Origin of the sequence: Streptomyces sioyaensis (assembly GCF_004122735.1) — a bacterium.
Lineage (GTDB): Bacteria > Actinomycetota > Actinomycetes > Streptomycetales > Streptomycetaceae > Streptomyces > Streptomyces sioyaensis.
Genome location: NZ_SDIF01000004.1, coordinates 23,772 through 39,941, shown reverse-complemented (window position 1 = coordinate 39,941; position 16,170 = coordinate 23,772). Strand labels below are relative to the sequence as shown.

Genomic DNA, 16,170 nt, shown 5'->3' with positions numbered 1-16,170 from the left:
TCCCGGAGGGGTTTCGGGGCAGGACTTGGCGGGAAACACACGAAGTTTGCCTGCGTCCGGGTAGGCGGCATCGCCGCGACACCCGCGGACGAGTGCTTCCACCACCGACCCTACGTCAGCGGGCGTCAGCTTCGAGCTGACTCCAGCCCCGGAAGAGTGACCCGGATCCGGCAACCGCGGGGTGATTCCGCCACGCCGATGCGTCCGCCGTGCAGGTCCACCGCCCAGCGCGCGATGGCCAGGCCCAGGCCCGTACCGCCGTCGGAGCCGGGGCCCGAGGGGGCCGGGCCGCCGCGGTTGAAGCGCTCGAAGACCCGGTAGCGCTCCGACTCGGGGATGCCGGGCCCCTCGTCCTGCACCTCCAGCTCCAGGCTCTGGGGCCCCTCGCCGCGGCGGGCGTGCACCGTGACCCGGCCGTGCCGGGGGCTGTGCTTGATCGCGTTGTCGATGAGATTGGCGACGACCTGGTGCAGCCGCTCGGCGTCCGCGTGCGCGGTCAGCTCCGGCGGCGAGACATCGAGGTGGAGGTGGACGTCCGTACGGGTGTGGGTGCCGGAGCCGGCCAGCCCGGAGAGCGTGGAGGCGCCGCGGCTCATATTGGCCTCCTTGAGCACCCCGGACAGATACGGCCAGACCTCGAAGCGCCGGGCGTGCAGCGGCACCACGCCGTTGTCCAGCCGGGACAGGTCGAGGAGGTGCTCGACCAGGCGGCCCAGCCGCTCGGTCTGCTGCAGCGCCGTACGCATCGTCTCCGGGTCCGGCTCGCAGACCCCGTCGACGACGTTCTCCAGGACGGCGCGCAGCGCGGCGATGGGGGTGCGCAGCTCGTGCGAGACATTGGCCACCAGTTCCTTGCGGTGGGTGTCCACCGCCTCCAGGTCGGCCGCCATCCGGTTGAAGGCGTCGGCCAGGGCGCCGAACTCGTCGCGGCGCTCGGAGCGGACCCGGCGGCTGTAGTTGCCGTGTGCCATCGAGCGGGTGACATCCGTCATCTCGTCGAGCGGCGCGGTCAGGCTGTTGGCCACGAACTGGGTGATCAGCAGCGAGGCGATCACCGAGAAGATCGTGATCACCCGGATCTCGGTCGCGGAGTGCATCGCGACGAACACCAGCAGTGTGGTGATGATCACCGAGACGCTGACCAGCGCCCCGAGCGCCGCCTTGACGGAGCGGTACGGGTCCAGCGGGCGCAGCCCCTCCCAGATCCGCTGCCACAGCCGGCTCAGGGGCGTTCGCCACCACCGCGTCATGCGGCCGGGGTCTCCAGGGCGTAGCCGACGCCGTGGACCGTACGGATCCGCTCGGCGCCGATCTTGCGGCGCAGGGCCTTGATGTGGCTGTCGACCGTGCGGGTGCCGGAGGCGTCCGCCCAGTCCCACACCTCGGCCAGCAGCTGCTCACGGGAGAGCACCGCGCGCGGCGTGTTCGCCAGGCAGACCAGCAGGTCGAACTCGGTGGGCGTCAGATGGACGTCCGCGCCGCGCACCCTCACCCGGCGCTGGGCATGGTCGATCTCCAGCTCGCCCAGCCGCAGGATGCCGCTGCGCGGGGTGTGCGCGGCCAGTGCGGCGCGCTCGACCCGGCGCAGCAGGACGTGCACCCGGGCGGCCAGCTCCCGCATCGAGAACGGCTTGGTCATGTAGTCGTCGGCGCCCACGCCGAGGCCGACCAGCATGTCGGTCTCGTCGTCCCGGGCCGTGAGCATCATCACCGGCACCGGACGCTGGGCCTGGACCCGGCGGCACACCTCCAGGCCGTCGAAGCCCGGCAGCATCACGTCGAGGACCAGCAGATCGGGCTGCCAGGCCTCCGCGGTCTCCACCGCGGCCGGGCCGTCGGTGGCCGTCTGCACCTGGAAGCCCTCGGCGCGCAGCCGGGCCGCGATGGCCTCGACGATCGTCGGGTCGTCCTCCACGACCAGTACCCGGCGCTGGGCACCGGGCGTGGCGGCGGTGGCGCCGCCCTGCGTTGTCTGAGTCTGGTCCATCGGCCCGCCCCTGCATTGCCCCTGCGTGGTCGCGTCTTGCTGGGCAGCAGCGTACGGCCATGGTGTGACTGTCGGCTACGCGCCCTTGCGCGCAAGATGGACCACGTCGGGGACGCCTCGGACAACCGGGATCTCTTCCGTATGTACCCCGCTGAATCCGGCATTTCGCAGGGCTTCCTCGAAGGGCGGCGAGGGTTGCGCGGACCAGACGGCGAGCACGCCGCCGGCCGTCAGGCGGTCGCGGCAGGCGGCGAGCCCGGCGGGGGAGTAGAGGTCGTTGTTGTCCTCGGTAACGGTCCAGTCGGGACCGTTGTCGATGTCCAAACACAGGGCGTCGTAGGTGTCTTGGCCCGCTTCCGTGCGCAGATGGGCGACCAGGTCGGTGTGCAGGATCTCGCTGCGCGGATCGGCCAGCGCGTCCGCCGAGACGGCCGACAGCGGGCCCGTGCGGTGCCAGTCGATGACCGCCTCCTCGCGCTCGACCACGACGATCCGGCCCCAGCGCGGCTGCCGCGCCGCGTGCGCCAGGGAGAAGCCGACGCCGAGGCCGCCGATCAGTACGGAGGGGTGGGGGCGGCCGGCCGGCAGGGCGGCCAGCGCGGCGTCGATCAGCAGGCGCTCGGAGCGGCCGTCGGAGGTGTCCATCAGGAAGCAGCCGTTGGCGATGATCTCGTAGATCACGGGTGCACCGGAGGGAGGAGTGCCGCCCGTTCCCGGGGGCGCGGGGGCCGCGCCCCGTTGGCGCAGCACCACTTCTCCGTAGGGGCCCTCGCGGCGGTCGAGCGTGAACGGGGCCTCAAGGTGGCCGGCCGGGGTCTGCGCGGGAGTAACGGGAGCCATGGCGCCATGGTGGCCAATACGGGTCGCACCGGTCCAACGCTTCGGGAGGAAGTCCGCCGCCATCCGGGCGGACGTGGCGACATGGGTGACGGTTGCCTCATGTGAGGGATATCACTCACACAGGTTCTTCATGGGTTGAGCATGCAGGCTGGTCCGGAACGTTGATCAGGACAGAGCGATCACGGCCGAGGGACACGGGCGTGGCTCACCGGAAGCGCCATGAACGGAAGGGGCCTCGGACCGTGAGCTGGCTGGGAACCGCCGACAGAACGCGGACCGGACGCGCGCCGTCCGGCGCACCGGGACGCCGGCCGACTCCGGGCGCCGGCCCGGACGCGCAGCCGGGTCTGCTGCCGGGGATACCCCGGCAGCGCGGCGGCCGGGCGAGCGCGGCCCAGGAGATCCCGGACCAGGAGGCCATGGCCGGTCGGGACGGGACGCCGGCGGGCGGCCGGCGCGGCGGGCGCGTGCGGTCCTGGCGGTTTCTGCCCTGGCGGTTGCTGCCCACCCCGGCCGGCACCCCCTTCACCTTCGGGTACGCCCTGCTGCTCGTGGCCACCTCGCTGATCGCGGAGTACGGCGACCCGGGGCTGGTCTCCGAGCTGCTGCGCGGCTCCAGCACGGACGTCGCCCATCTCGCGCAGTCCCCGCTGATGGTGCTGGTCGCCAGCGCCCTGTGGATCGCCGGCGGGATGACCTCCGCCTATGCCATCGGTTTCCTCTTCGTCCTGACGGCGCTGGAGCGGCGGCTGGGCGGACTGCGCACCGCCGCCGTCTTCTTCGGCGGCCATGCGCTGGCCACCCTCGCCACCGAACTGCCCGTCGCCTTCTCCGTCGCCGCCGGCCGGCTGCCCGAGACGTCCTTGCACCGTCTCGACTACGGCATCAGCTTCGGCGTGATGACCTGCATCGGAGCCCTGGCGGGCCTGCTGCCGGCCTGGTTGCGCTGGCCGCTGCTGGCCGGCGTCGGCTATCTGGCCGTGACCGATCTGCTCGCCTACGCCGACCCGATGACCGACTGGGGGCATCTGCTCTCGCTCACCCTGGGCGTGGCCGCCTGGCCGCTGCTGCGCCGCTGGCGCACCCACCGCACCCGCCCGGCGCCGCTCCTCCCCGACCTGCGCCGCCCGGTGCTGGAGGGCGCTCGGACGTCGTGAGGGTGGCCGGGGCTGCCTGTGCGGACGTGCTGAGAGGGTGAGGCCGCGGCATTACGGCCGTACGGACGTCCCGAGCCTCTCGCGGTCCTGCTTCCCGCGGTCGTGGTCCTGCGGCCGGACCGCGGACCGGTACGTATGGGTGATGGCGTAGGCGCAGCCGACCAGCAGGGCCATGCCCGACAGCACACCGCTGACGAACGGCACCCACACCACGGCGGAGGTCGCCGCCATGCCCAGTCCGGTCACACCGAGCGCGGCCAGGGCGGCGCCGGGGACGGCGATGCCGCGCCGCTTCCGGACCGCCGCCAGCGCGAGGACATGCAGACCGACGAGCAGCGCGATCCAGGCCACGGAGGTCTCCTGGGGGGCGCCGCCCTCCCGTAGCGCGACACTCCCGCCGATCAGCAGCGCCACCTCGGCCCCCACGACGAACGCGAACTTCCCCTGCAGCCAGTCCGCCCGGGGCACCTCGGGGCCGTCCGCCGCGGGCCGGCCGCGGCGCCCGGCCCGCCGGGCGAGTGTCAGCAGTCCGGCGAAGGTGAGCACCGCGAGCACCCGCAGGGCGTTGCCGAGCACCGGGTTCAGCGGGGCGTGCGCATGGGCGACCACGAAGACCGTTCCGAAGAATGCGCCGAGGAAAACTCCGGACATCCGCTGCAACATGCCGTGAAGGTAGCAGTCATGACGGGGCGTGAGGGATGACGCGGCGCGGCGTGCGCCGCCCTCTGGCGTACCCGGGCGGCGCCGCTATCCGAGCCACATGAGCACACCGTCCCCCTGCTCCGCCGCCGCGCACAGGAACGGCCGCAACAGCTCGTAGTAATCGCGCACATAGTCCAGCGGCTCGCCCCGCTCCCAGACGATCGACGGGTACACCTCCGCCGCGGCGAGGTCCGCCGGGCCGACACCGGCCGTCAGGTCGTCACCGGATATCTCCGCCAGCGCCGCGGCGGCCTTCTGCACCTGCTCGGGGGTGAGATGGCGGGGCGGACCGTAGCCCCAGTCGTCGGCGCCCGGGACGGGCTCCTCGCCATGGACGATGTCCACCGGGAAGGCCGCCCGGCGCAGCAGGAATCCCAGGGCGTCCCAGGCCTTGTCGACGTCCAGGCAGCGCGCGAGGGCGGGCGGCGGGCACTCGTCGGCCTCCGCCTCCCGCCGCGCGTCGACCAGCGTCAGCGCCCACTCGGGATCGCCGAGGGCGCGGTCGAGTTCGGCAGGTGTGACACGTGCGTACTCTCCGATCATGCTCATGGTCCCGAGGCTAGGTGCGACCACTGACAACGCCCGTTGCCCGGCGCGGTGGTGCCGGCCGGGCCACACGGAACCGGCCACGCCCGGCGCCCCGGCGCCGCCTGGGAGAATGGCTGCCCCTTTTCCGGGCGCGGCCCTGCGCGGCGCCCGCCGGCCGCAGGAGTGCACGCGCCTTGTCCTCTCACCGCAAGCCACCGGTCCGCAGCACGCAGTCGGTCCGCGGCAAGCAATCGGTACGCAGCAAGCAACGGGTAGGCCGTGAGCAACGGGTGGACCGCGAGGAACCGGTGGACCGCGAGCGGGCCGTTCCGGACGCCGTCGATCCCGGCCTGCGGGCCGACTGCGGCAGTTGCTTCGGGCTGTGCTGCGTCGCGCTGCCGTTCGCGGCCTCGGCGGACTTCGCGATCGACAAGGACGCCGGGCGGCCCTGCCCCAACCTCCGTACGGACTTCCGCTGCGGGGTCCACTCCCAGCTGCGGCAGCGCGGCTTCACCGGCTGCACCGTCTTCGACTGCTTCGGCGCCGGGCAGAAGGTCTCCCAGGTCACCTTCGGCGGACAGGACTGGCGGAGCGCCCCGGGGACCGCCCGGCAGATGTTCGATGTCTTCCCCGTCATGCGGCAGTTGCACGAGCTCCTGTGGTACCTGACCGAGGCGCTGACCCTGCCGGCCGCCCGCCCGGTCCACGCCGCGCTGCGGGCCGCGCTGGAGAAGACCCAGGGCCTGACCCGCGGCAGCGCCCAGGAGCTCCTGGCGCTGGATGTGCCGGCCCACCGGGGCGAGGTCAACGCCCTGCTGCTGCGCACCAGCGAACTGGTCCGGGCGGGGGTCCCGGGCCGTAAGAAGCAGCGCCGGGGCGCCGACCTCATGGGAGCCCGCCTCAAGGGGGCCGGCCTCCGGGGCGCCAACCTCCGCGGGGCCTGCCTGATCGCCGCCGACCTCACGGGTGCCGATCTGCGCACGGCGGACCTGATCGGCGCCGATCTGCGGGACGCCGACCTCGCCGGCGCCGACCTCACGGGCGCCCTCTTCCTCACCCAGGCACAGCTCAACGCGGCCAGGGGCGATGCCGCCACCGCACTCCCGCCGTCCCTGACCCGCCCCGCCCACTGGCAGGCGCGGCCCGCCGCCCCGGCAGACCCCCGCCCCTGATCGCTCACAGCGAACGCACCTGGGGGAACATCTTCGGACCCCGCGGCATTGAGTGAGAAAAGCTCAACTTGCTTGCCGAAGGGGAGATCATGGCTTCGACGTCCACATCGCTCACTCTGCCCGTGCTGCCCCTCGATGACGAGGTCGTGCTCCCCGGCATGGTGGTGCCCCTGGACCTGTCCGACGCGGACGTCCGCGCGGCGGTGGAGGCCGCGCAGGCCGCCGCCTCCTCGGGCAACAAGCCGCGGGTGCTGCTTGTGCCCCGCGTCGACGGGACGTACCCGGGCATCGGCACCCTCGGGCGGATCGAGCAGGTCGGCCGGCTGTCCGACGGCGACCCCGGGGCCCTGATCCGGGGCCTGGCCCGGGTGCGGATCGGCTCCGGCACGACCGGGCCCGGTGCCGCGCTCTGGGTGGAGGGCACGACCGTCGAGGAGACGGTCCCCGATCCCCTGCCCGGTGCGGTGGCCGAACTCGTCACGGAATACAAGGCGCTGGCCACCAGCTGGCTGCGCAAGCGCGGCGCCTGGCAGGTCGTCGACCGCGTCCAGCAGATCGAGGACGTGCCGACGCTGGCCGACAACTCCGGTTACTCGCCGTTCCTGACCACCGAACAGAAGGTCCGGCTGCTGGAGACCACCGACCCGGTCGCGCGGCTGAAGTTCGCCACCGAGGCGCTGCGCGAGCACCTCGCCGAGCAGGACGTCGCCGAGTCCATCGCCAAGGACGTCCAGGAGGGCGTCGACAAGCAGCAGCGGGAGTTCCTGCTGCGGCGGCAGCTGGAGGCGGTCCGCAAGGAGCTCGCCGAGCTGAACGGCGACCCGGAGGACGAGGGCGACGACTACCGCGCCCGGGTGGAGGCCGCCGACCTGCCCGAGGAGGTCCGCAAGGCCGCCCTCAAGGAGGTCGACAAGCTGGAGCGGTCCAGCGACCAGAGCCCCGAGGGCTCCTGGATCCGCACCTGGCTGGACACCGTCCTGGAGCTGCCGTGGACCGAACGGACCGAGGACGCCTACGACATCGCGGGCGCCAAGGAGGTCCTGGACGCCGACCACTCGGGCCTGGAGGACGTCAAGGAGCGGATCACCGAATACCTGGCCGTCCGCAAGCGGCGGGCCGAGCGGGGGTTCGGGCTGATCGAGGGCGCATCAGGAGGGGCATCGCGGAGCGATTCGGGCAAGGGTGGTGGTGGGCGACGGGCGGGCGGCGCCGTGCTGGCGCTCGTCGGGCCGCCCGGTGTCGGCAAGACCTCGCTGGGTGAGTCCGTCGCGCGGGCCATGGGCCGTAAGTTCGTCCGGGTCGCGCTCGGCGGCGTCCGGGACGAGGCCGAGATCCGCGGCCACCGGCGGACGTACGTCGGCGCGCTGCCCGGCCGGATCGTCCGCGCCATCAAGGAAGCCGGGTCGATGAACCCGGTGGTGCTGCTCGACGAGATCGACAAGGTGGGCTCCGACTTCCGGGGCGACCCGGCCGCCGCCCTCCTGGAGGTCCTGGACCCGGCGCAGAACCACACCTTCCGCGACCACTACCTGGAGGTCGAACTCGACCTCAGCGATGTGGTCTTCCTGGCCACCGCCAACGTCCTCGAAGCCATCCCCGAGCCGCTGCTCGACCGGATGGAGCTGGTCCGCCTGGACGGCTACACCGAGGACGAGAAGGTGGTCATCGCGCGGGACCACCTGCTGCCGCGCCAGCTGGAGCGGGCCGGCCTGGAGCCCGGCGAGGTGACCCTGGAGGACGACGCCCTGCGCAAGCTGGCGGGCGAGTACACCCGCGAGGCGGGCGTACGGAATCTGGAGCGCGCGGTCGCCAGGCTGCTGCGCAAGGTCGCCGCCCGGCACGAACTGGGCGAGCAGGAGCTGCCGTTCACCGTGGGCGTGGACCAGCTGCGCCCGCTGGTCGGGCGGCCGCACCACACCCCCGAGTCGGCACAGGACCCGTCCGAGCGGCGCACCGCGGTGCCCGGTGTGGTCACCGGCCTCGCGGTCACCGGCGCCGGCGGCGACGTGCTCTATGTGGAGGCCTCGCTCGCCGATCCGGAGACCGGTGCCTCCGGGCTCCAGCTGACCGGTCAGCTCGGCGACGTCATGAAGGAGTCCGCGCACATCGCGCTGTCGTTCCTGCGCTCCCACGGTGCGGAACTGGAGCTCCCGGTCGCCGATCTGAAGGAGCGCGGTGTGCATCTGCACGTACCGGCGGGCGCCGTGCCCAAGGACGGCCCGAGCGCGGGCGTGACGATGACGACGGCCCTGGCCTCGCTGCTGTCGGGCCGGCAGGTCCGGCCGGACGTGGCGATGACCGGTGAGGTCTCGCTGACCGGGCGGGTGCTGCCGATCGGCGGCGTCAAGCAGAAGCTGCTGGCGGCGCACCGCGCCGGGATCACCACCGTCATCATCCCCCGGCGCAACGAACCGGACCTGGACGACGTACCGGCCGAGATCCTCGACTCCCTGGAGGTCCACCCGGTCGCGGACGTCCGCCAGGTGCTGGAGCTGGCGCTGACCCCGGCGTCGAACGGCGCCGCACCGGAGGTTCCGGTCGCGGCCTGAGACGAGGGACGGCCCGTGCTTCCGCGACGGGAGCACGGGCCGTCCCGTAGGGGGCGGCCCTCAGCCGTTGGCGAGGGCCTTGAGGCGGTCCAGCGAGCCGTTGAAGCGGTTGTGGTCACCGACCGTCGGGCCGGAGGAGGTGTACTGCCAGATGGTGTGGAAGCCCCAGCCGGCCGGGAGTTCGCCGACCGAGGAGCCGTAGCGCGGGATCCACAGCGGGTTGATGGCGCCGAAGGCCGTGGAGTTGCCGGTGCACTGCTTCCACCAGCCGGTGGAGGTGTAGAGGACGGCGTCGCGTCCGGTGCGGGCCTTGTAGGTCGCGAACCAGTCCTTCATCCAGTTGACCATCCCGGCCGGGCTCAGCCCGTAACAGGTGGACCCGTAGGGGTTGTACTCCATGTCGAGCGCGCCGGGCAGCGTCCTGCCGTCCTTGGACCACCCACCGCCGTGGCCGGCGAAGTAGGTGGCCTGGGCGGCGCCGCTGGAGGTGTCCGGGGTGGCGAAGTGGTACGCGCCGCGGATCATCCCGACCGTGTAGGAGCCGTTGTACTGCTGCGTGAAGGACGGATTGGTGTAGCTGGTGGACTCCGTCGCCTTCACATAGGCGAAGCGGACGCCGCTGTTCCAGAGCGTCGACCAGGAGACGCTGCCGTTGTGGCTGCTGACGTCCACCCCTTCGACGGACGCCGTGAGCGAGGCCGCGGGCGGTGCGCCGCCGGCGGCGGTGCCCTCGTGCCGGGCGATCTGGGAACCGGCCCAGTCCTGGCCGGGGTGGCGGGGTTCGGGCGCGCGCCGGACGGCCGCGGCGCCCGCGGTGCCGGAGAGGCCGAGAAGGAGGGAGAGGAGGGAGAGCAGGACCCCGGCCACGAGCGCCAGGGAGCGTGCGGGCCGGTGGGGGGAGCCGGATCTGAGCACGGACATACGTGCCTCCGAAGATCTCGGTGGATGACCTGAGGGGGGAAGAGCCGACGGCATGGACCGGGTGCGGGACACGGAGGTGCGGACACGGAGGGTGCGGACACAGCCATGTGGGCACAGCGATGTGGACACAGCGCTGCGGTGTCCAGGACGCGCGGGGGACCCGCTGACGTCCGGGGCCGAGGGGGACGGCCATACCGGAAATGACGGTACGCGCGTAGACCGACGTGCCAAAAGAGGGTCCGCGGGCTGCCGTTGGTCTAATCCTGCGAAATACTGGCCGAGCTGCGGCTTCGGCCGCCGTGGGCGGAAACTTTCAGGTGAGAGAAAGCGGAAGAATGGGCGCTGACGTGCACAACACCGGAGCCGACGGGGCGACGGCGAAGGGCGAACCGATTGGTGTGGACCACGTATTTCTCGCCCTGGAACGCGAATTGGCGGTATTTCTCCGCCGGGCCCGTGCCTCTTCCGGCGAACTGGCACGAGAGGTGCATCCCGACCTGGAACCCGCCGCCTACGGCCTTCTTTTCCGGCTGGCCGACGCCGGTGCCCAGCGCGCCACCGACCTCGCGGGCTTCTTCGGCGTCGGCAAGGCCACCATGAGCCGCCAGCTGCAGGCCCTGGAGAAGCTCGGGCTGATCGCCCGCGAGCCGGACCCGGCCGACGGCCGCGCGGTCCTGGTACGCCTCACCGACGAGGGCCACGCGCGCTTCACCCGCGTCCGTACCGGCCGCCGCGCCCGCTACGCCCGCCGCCTGGCCTCCTGGGACCGCGGCGAGGTCGCCGAACTGGCCCGCCTGCTGCACCGGCTGAACGCCGAGCAGGAGGGCGAGCAGGACGGCGACGAGGCATAGCCGCAGGCCGGCGCCCTCGGCACCGGCGTCCGGTCCGGCAACCGGCACCGGCCCCGCCGCCCGCCCGCCGCTGTCGAGGCGGCGCGCCGTGGCGGCGGGGGAAAATCGCCCGCCCGCCGGCGATTTGTCACGGCGCCACAAAAATCACCGCCGCGTCGTCGCGCGCCTTGCCGCGCGGATGTGCCGCGCCCGCGGGGTCCGCCGCCTCCGCCGCCCGGACCCGGTCGATGAGCGCCTGGGGGCCCTGACCGGCCACCAGGGCCACGCAGTCGGCCCAGGAGCCCTCCCGGAAGACCTCGACCCAGCGGCTCGCGCCGTCGCTGAGGGCGGTCAGTGAGCGGAGCGCGGAGCGCGGGGTGCGGCCGGTCACCGCGCGGGCGGCCACCGAGGGGTCGGCGGCCGCGGTGAAGAAGCCGCCCTCGGCATTGCGCAGCGCCTCGACCGCGCGGACGTACTCCCGGCCCGCGGCGGCCCGTTCCGCCGAGCCGCGGGGCAGCGCCCGTACGACGGCCCGCAGGTCCCGGACCGCGGGCGGCAGTTCGTCCAGCCGCGGGTCGAGCACCGGCAGCACCGAGCCGTCCGTCCGCTCCAGGAGGAGCACCGAATCGGACAGCACGAGATGTTCGACGGTGTCCTCCGACCAGCGCGCGGCGACCAGGGTTGCCTGCGGGGTGCGGGGGTGAGAAAGGTCACAGGTCGTCCGGTGCGTGTCGGCTGTCCGGGAGATGGCCGCGGCGAGGGACTCAGGGAGCGTCATATCCAGGTGTGAAACCGACAGTTCGAGCATTGCGCCGCCCAGCCGCGCGGTGAACCACGGCACTGTGTGAAGACAGCCGTCGTTCTCCTCGGGTGGTGTCACGCCGTCCAGCAGCACCAGGACGCCGCCCTGGCCGGAGGCAGGAAGGGCTACTGATGTGTAGTCCTCATTTGGGCGTTGGGGGTCGCCCGGCTCGGTGGCGAGTGCGATGTGCATGGCCGCAAGTCTGCCGGAGGCCCTCGATTCGCCCCGGCCGCCGGGCGCGGGCCGTCGCGCAGGTGTACGGGCGGAGTCGATTGTGCAGGGATGGTGTGCACCGGGTCCGGTGGCGTGCGGGCGCGCATCCTTCCAGGACGCGGACGCATCTCCAAACCCGTCCGGGGTTTGCTAGGGGTTGCAGCCAAAAACGTTCGCGCGAGGAAGTTGATGGCCAAACTCCGATTGATGTTCACTCGTTCAGGTGGCCGGGCATGTGTTGCCGAGCCACTGCGCGGCGCCGGTGGAATGGTCGTTGCCCGGATCATGGGGCGGGGCCAGGACGCTCGTCGCGACGCGCAGAGCCGGGCTGTTTCCCCTCGCGGACGTGTGCGTTGCTGCGGTTTCGCGCAGATCCGCCCCGCGAGCGGAGAGCGAGCCGGGTCCGCGACGCCACAGGGCGTGAGCAGGCGAGACAGGAATGCGAGCAGCGGTGCGGAAGATGCGGCTTCGGGGCGGCGCAGGGAAGCCGGGTTCACCGGCCGGTTCGATCGCGGGACCGGGCACGGGCTCGGCTCCTGGAGAGGGGCAGGGCACGGCCGGCGGCGAAGGCAGTCCGGGACGCCGTCCCGCGCGGGTGCGCAACCGGCTCGTCGGGGCGGTGGCCGTCGTGGCCGCCGCGGTCCTCGGCGCCGGCGCCCCCGGCCTGACGGCGACGGCCGACGACGCCACCAGCAGCCAGCAACTGGTCGATCTGGCGGAGCTGAACGTCCGCGCCATCGCCCTGGCGCACTCCCTCGCCGACGAACGCGACGGGATGACCGCCTACGCCGCCGTGCGCGGCAGCCGTACCGCCAAAACCGGCGCCCAGGCTGCCCGGCCCGGTGCCGGGACCGAGGGCGCCACGGTCTCCCGGGCCCAGCGCGCCCGCGTGGACCAGCAGATCGGCGAGCTGCGCACCGAGGCACAGGACGCCTCGGGTGACAGCGCCGTCTACGCCTCCGCCGCCAAGCTGCTGGCCGCCCTCCCGCAGACCCGTCAAAAGGCGCTGTCCGGGCCCGAATCGGCCGATCAGGTCTACGGGGCCTACACCCAGACCCTCCAGGCGCTCGGCGCGATCAGCGACGACATCGCCCGCGGACTGCCCGCCCGCGCGGACGCCGCCGACGCCGACCTGCGCGCGCTGCCCGCGCTGGGCCGCGCCACCGAAGAGGCCGCCGGCACCCGCGCCCTGCTGCTCGCCGGATTGGGCGCGGGCGGCAGCCAGCCCCGGCTGACCACCCTCGCCCAGGTCGCCCACACCCGTGAACAGGGCGCACTGGGCGACTTCGAGCAGGCCGCGAGCCAGCGCGCCCGCGACCGCTACGACAGCACCGTCAACGGCGCCGACGTCACCACCGCCGAGCGCTATCTGACCCGGCTGACCGATCAGCCCCGGCTGGACGCGGCCGATCTGCGGCTCAGCCGCTCGCGGGTGCAGGCCGCCCTCACCACCCGTATCGGACTGATGCGGGGCGTCGAATCCGCCATGGCCACCACCGATGTCCAGCGGCTCGGGACGCTGCGCGACGACGCGGTGTCGGAGCTGGAGCTGCGCATCGGCCTGGAGGCGCTGTGCCTGCTGCTGGCCGTCGGCGCCGGCGTCTGGGCGGCCCGCTCGCTGACCCAGCCGCTCGCCGCGCTGCGGCTCGGCGCCAAACGACTGGCCGCCGACCCCGCGCACGAGGAGCCCCTCACCTACAAGGGCCGCAACGACGAATTCGCCGCCGCCGTGGGGTCCGTCAACGCGCTGCACGCCCAGGTCGGCGAGCTGGCGCGGCGCACCACCGAGCTGGAGAGCGAGCGCAAGCGGCTGATCGGCGGCCGGCAGCGGCTGGTCGCCGAGCGTGAGGTGCTCCAGGAGCAGGGCGAGACGCTCAGGGAGGAGATCGCCGATCTCACCGAGCGGCTGGCGGCCCTGCACAACGGTGTGCACGGCCGGTTCGTCAACCTCTCGCTGCGCACCCTGGGACTCGTGGAGCGCCAGCTCGGCGTCATCGAGTCGCTGGAGGAGAGCGAGCAGGACCCCGAGCGGCTGGAAACCCTCTTCCAGCTGGACCACTTCGCCGCGCAGATGCGCCGCAACAGCGAGAACCTCCTCGTCCTGGCGGGCGCGGAGCAGCACAGCACCAACCACCAGGGGCCGGTGCCGCTGCTGGACGTGCTGCGCGCCGCGATCAGCGAGATCGAGCGCTACGAGCGGGTGGTCATCCAGTCGCTGCCGCCGCACTCCCAGGTCGCCGGGTTCGCCGCGGACGACCTCAGCCACCTGATCGCCGAACTTCTGGAGAACGCCACGGCCTTCTCCCCGCCGAAGGCCCATGTCGAGCTGTCCGGCTGGCTGCTGGAGAGCGGCGAGGTCATGCTCTCGGTCCAGGACGAGGGCATCGGGATGACCTCGGAGCGGATGGCCGAGCTCAACGAGCGGCTCTGTGACGTCGAGGCCGCCTCGTCCTCCGAGACCATCGACGAGGCGCTGGGCCTGGGGCTGTACGTCGTGGTGCGGCTGGCCGCCCGGCACGGGGTCCGGGTCCAGCTGCGGGACGCCAAGCACGGCGGCGTCACCGCCGTCATCGTGCTGCCCGGCTCGATCCTGCCCACCCGCCCGGCGCCGTCGGGCCCCCCGGTGGCCGCGTCCCCGGACCTGGCGCACTCCCCGGGTCTGCCGGGCTCGGTCGCCGAGGCGAACTCCAACGCCCTGCCCACGCGGGCGACGCGCACCCAACCGGCGGCGCTGCGCGGCACGCCGGACGCCGCGGCCCCGACCGGGCACGACGACGACCGGGCCCCGGCCGCGGACACCGAGCGGCCCGACGGCCACCCGGCCGTTCCGGAACCCCGCCACGACGGCACCCCGGACCCGGACCCGGCGCCGGCACCCGAGGCCGACCCGTTCGTCGCCGCCGCGGAGCGGGCGATCGACGCCGCCGGGCTCGGCGTCGCGGACGGACCGGCGCCCGAGCAGCCGTCCGGTCCGACCACCTACTCCCCGTCCGAACCGGGCCCGTACGGCCCGCAGTCGGCCGGACCGTACGCCGCCACCACCCAGGGCACCGGTGACCACCTCCGGGCCGAGGACGAGGGGCGCCCGGACCAGGCGCCCGCCGCCCCGGTCCCCGGTCCCGACGCCGCGCCCGCCTCCGACCCGTACGCCATCGGGCCGGACCAGCACACCCGGCCCGGCCCGGACACGGCACCCACCGGCGCGGCACCCACCGACGACGCGGCGCCCGCCGAGGCGTCGGAGGCCGGCGAACCGGCCGACGCAGAGACCGCCGCCGCCCCGGCCAGCGGGAAGCGGCGGACGGCCACCGGGCTGCCCAAGCGCACGCCCCAGGTGGTGGCGCAGCAGCAGGCGCCCGCCGCCCCGCGCAAGAGCGGTGCGGCAAACGCCGAGGCGCTGCGGCGTCGGCTCGGCGGATTCCAGGCGGGGGCGCGAGTCGGCCGACGCGAGGTCGAGGCCGAGATCGCGGAACGTACAGCGGAGCAGACCATCCCACAGACGGACACCGACGGAGCGGGGGCCCCGGGAGAGAGCCACGTTGTCGAGGAGGCACGCGATTGAACGCGCAAGCGCCCACTGCTTACGGACAAGGCCTGAGCAGCCAGGCACGGAATCTGCACTGGCTGCTGACCAATCTCGTCGAGGAGGTGCCGGGCATCCGCTCGGTCGCGGTGGTCTCCTCCGACGGCCTGCTGTTGCTGTCCTCCGACCCCGACCGCAGCCAGGACGAGGCCCAGCCGGGCGAGCGCGCCGGGCCGCGCGGCTCCAGCGCGGATCTGGCCACCATCGTCTCCGGGCTCGGCAGTCTCACCAACGGTGCGGCGAAGCTGATGGACGGCGGGGCGGTCAAGCAGACGATGGTCACGATGGACGAGGGCAGCCTGTTCGTCATGTCGATCAGCGATGGTTCGCTGCTCGGCGTACATGCCACCCCGGACTGCGACATGAACGTCATCGCCTACCACATGGCGTTGTTCGTCGGCCGGGCCGGACATGTCCTCACCCCCGAACTCCGCAGTGAATTGCGCAAGTCGATGGAGAGCGTTCAGTGAGTACCCCCAAACTCCCCGTCCGTGGCGGGGACCGGAAACCCTCGCGCGTGCGGCCGTATTCGCTCACCGGCGGCCGGACGCGATTCGGCCATGTGCTGCTCGTGGAGACGTTCGTGGCCGCGCTGGAGGCACCCGAGGAGCGGCGCGAGCTCACCTCCGGGGGCTGGGGCGACCGGGTGATGCCGGAGATGCGGGCGATCGTCGAGCTGTGCCGCCGGATGCGCTCGGTCGCGGAGATCTCCGCGCTCCTCAAGATGCCGCTGGGCGTGGTCCGGGTACTGCTCAGCGACCTCGCAGACCAGGGAAAGATTCGCGTCTACGGCACCGGGCACGGCTCCGGCCGGCCCGACCGCGCGCTGCTCGAAAGGGTGCTGAGTGGACTTCACAGGCTCTGACACGATATCGGCCGGGCCGAC

Annotated in this window: 13 protein-coding genes and 1 pseudogene; 7 read left to right on the top strand and 7 right to left on the bottom strand. The window is 73.1% G+C overall.

All coding sequences use genetic code 11. The features are described from left to right. Positions 1-125: 125 nt before the first annotated feature. The 3 genes from EST54_RS02325 to EST54_RS02315 all read right to left on the bottom strand — a co-directional run bounded on the left by EST54_RS02325 (position 126) and on the right by EST54_RS02315 (position 2,827). Entirely contained in the window at positions 126-1,250 is a 1,125-nt protein-coding gene (locus EST54_RS02325) for a sensor histidine kinase (RefSeq protein WP_129244441.1), read from the bottom strand. Next, positions 1,247-1,987 carry a response regulator transcription factor gene (locus EST54_RS02320; protein ID WP_006603143.1) on the bottom strand — a complete coding sequence of 247 codons (741 nt, stop codon included), beginning with the start codon at positions 1,985-1,987 and terminating at the stop codon, positions 1,247-1,249. The genes EST54_RS02325 and EST54_RS02320 overlap by 4 nt, the downstream gene beginning before the upstream one ends. Before the next feature lie 75 nt (positions 1,988-2,062). Continuing rightward, positions 2,063-2,827, bottom strand: a complete 765-nt coding sequence (locus EST54_RS02315) for a spermidine synthase family protein (RefSeq protein ID WP_129244439.1) — start codon at positions 2,825-2,827, stop codon at positions 2,063-2,065. 242 nt (positions 2,828-3,069) lie between these two features. Here EST54_RS02315 and EST54_RS02310 point away from each other — a divergent pair, with 242 nt between their 5' ends. Further along, positions 3,070-3,984 carry a rhomboid-like protein gene (locus EST54_RS02310; RefSeq protein ID WP_129244437.1) on the top strand — a complete coding sequence of 305 codons (915 nt, stop codon included), beginning with the start codon at positions 3,070-3,072 and terminating at the stop codon, positions 3,982-3,984. 51 nt (positions 3,985-4,035) lie between these two features. On the opposite strand, the gene EST54_RS02305 is transcribed toward EST54_RS02310, so the two are convergent. Then, positions 4,036-4,647, bottom strand: coding sequence for a hypothetical protein (locus tag EST54_RS02305; RefSeq protein ID WP_239012733.1), 612 nt, complete (start codon positions 4,645-4,647; stop codon positions 4,036-4,038). A gap of 84 nt (positions 4,648-4,731) precedes the next feature. Beyond that, complete coding sequence (locus EST54_RS02300; RefSeq protein WP_129244590.1) at positions 4,732-5,229, bottom strand: YfbM family protein; 498 nt, start codon at positions 5,227-5,229, stop codon at positions 4,732-4,734. 854 nt (positions 5,230-6,083) lie between these two features. Here EST54_RS02300 and EST54_RS36100 point away from each other — a divergent pair. Then, positions 6,084-6,386, top strand: a pseudogene (locus EST54_RS36100) (pentapeptide repeat-containing protein); the annotation flags it as partial. 89 nt (positions 6,387-6,475) lie between these two features. Then, the gene (gene lon / locus EST54_RS02290) at positions 6,476-8,935 is read left to right on the top strand and encodes an endopeptidase La (protein ID WP_129244435.1); all 2,460 of its coding nucleotides are present in this window, start codon (positions 6,476-6,478) and stop codon (positions 8,933-8,935) included. A gap of 60 nt (positions 8,936-8,995) precedes the next feature. On the opposite strand, the gene EST54_RS02285 is transcribed toward lon, so the two are convergent. Then, positions 8,996-9,856, bottom strand: coding sequence for a lysozyme (locus EST54_RS02285; RefSeq protein ID WP_129244433.1), 861 nt, complete (start codon positions 9,854-9,856; stop codon positions 8,996-8,998). Between the two features lie 335 nt (positions 9,857-10,191). Here EST54_RS02285 and EST54_RS02280 point away from each other — a divergent pair, with 335 nt between their 5' ends. Further along, a complete protein-coding gene (locus EST54_RS02280) occupies positions 10,192-10,707 on the top strand; it encodes a MarR family winged helix-turn-helix transcriptional regulator (protein ID WP_129244431.1) in 516 nt (171 codons plus the stop codon). A 127-nt stretch (positions 10,708-10,834) separates the two neighbouring features. Here EST54_RS02280 and EST54_RS02275 read toward each other — a convergent pair whose 3' ends face one another. Continuing rightward, complete coding sequence (locus tag EST54_RS02275; RefSeq protein WP_129244429.1) at positions 10,835-11,680, bottom strand: protein phosphatase 2C domain-containing protein; 846 nt, start codon at positions 11,678-11,680, stop codon at positions 10,835-10,837. A 616-nt stretch (positions 11,681-12,296) separates the two neighbouring features. Between EST54_RS02275 and EST54_RS02270 the strand changes: the two genes are divergently transcribed. From EST54_RS02270 to EST54_RS02260, 3 genes are read left to right on the top strand one after another with little or no spacing between them, the layout of a single operon-like run. Then, positions 12,297-15,263, top strand: coding sequence for a sensor histidine kinase (locus EST54_RS02270; protein ID WP_129244427.1), 2,967 nt, complete (start codon positions 12,297-12,299; stop codon positions 15,261-15,263). Further along, complete coding sequence (locus tag EST54_RS02265) at positions 15,260-15,754, top strand: roadblock/LC7 domain-containing protein (RefSeq protein ID WP_129244424.1); 495 nt, start codon at positions 15,260-15,262, stop codon at positions 15,752-15,754. The genes EST54_RS02270 and EST54_RS02265 overlap by 4 nt, the downstream gene beginning before the upstream one ends. Beyond that, on the top strand, positions 15,751-16,149 hold the full coding sequence (locus EST54_RS02260; RefSeq protein ID WP_040898351.1) for a DUF742 domain-containing protein: 399 nt from the start codon (positions 15,751-15,753) through the stop codon (positions 16,147-16,149). The genes EST54_RS02265 and EST54_RS02260 overlap by 4 nt, the downstream gene beginning before the upstream one ends. Positions 16,150-16,170: the final 21 nt, after the last annotated feature.

Bases quoted from the DNA above. Each gene is read 5' to 3' on its own strand.
- lon (WP_129244435.1), top strand. From the start codon at position 6,476: ATGGCTTCGACGTCCACATCGCTCACTCTGCCCGTGCTGCCCCTCGAT.
- EST54_RS02320 (WP_006603143.1), bottom strand. From the start codon at position 1,987: ATGGACCAGACTCAGACAACGCAGGGCGGCGCCACCGCCGCCACGCCC.
- EST54_RS02300 (WP_129244590.1), bottom strand. From the start codon at position 5,229: ATGATCGGAGAGTACGCACGTGTCACACCTGCCGAACTCGACCGCGCC.
- EST54_RS02325 (WP_129244441.1), bottom strand. From the start codon at position 1,250: ATGACGCGGTGGTGGCGAACGCCCCTGAGCCGGCTGTGGCAGCGGATC.
- EST54_RS02305 (WP_239012733.1), bottom strand. From the start codon at position 4,647: ATGTTGCAGCGGATGTCCGGAGTTTTCCTCGGCGCATTCTTCGGAACG.
- EST54_RS02275 (WP_129244429.1), bottom strand. From the start codon at position 11,680: ATGCACATCGCACTCGCCACCGAGCCGGGCGACCCCCAACGCCCAAAT.
- EST54_RS02315 (WP_129244439.1), bottom strand. From the start codon at position 2,827: ATGGCTCCCGTTACTCCCGCGCAGACCCCGGCCGGCCACCTTGAGGCC.
- EST54_RS02280 (WP_129244431.1), top strand. From the start codon at position 10,192: ATGGGCGCTGACGTGCACAACACCGGAGCCGACGGGGCGACGGCGAAG.
- EST54_RS02285 (WP_129244433.1), bottom strand. From the start codon at position 9,856: ATGTCCGTGCTCAGATCCGGCTCCCCCCACCGGCCCGCACGCTCCCTG.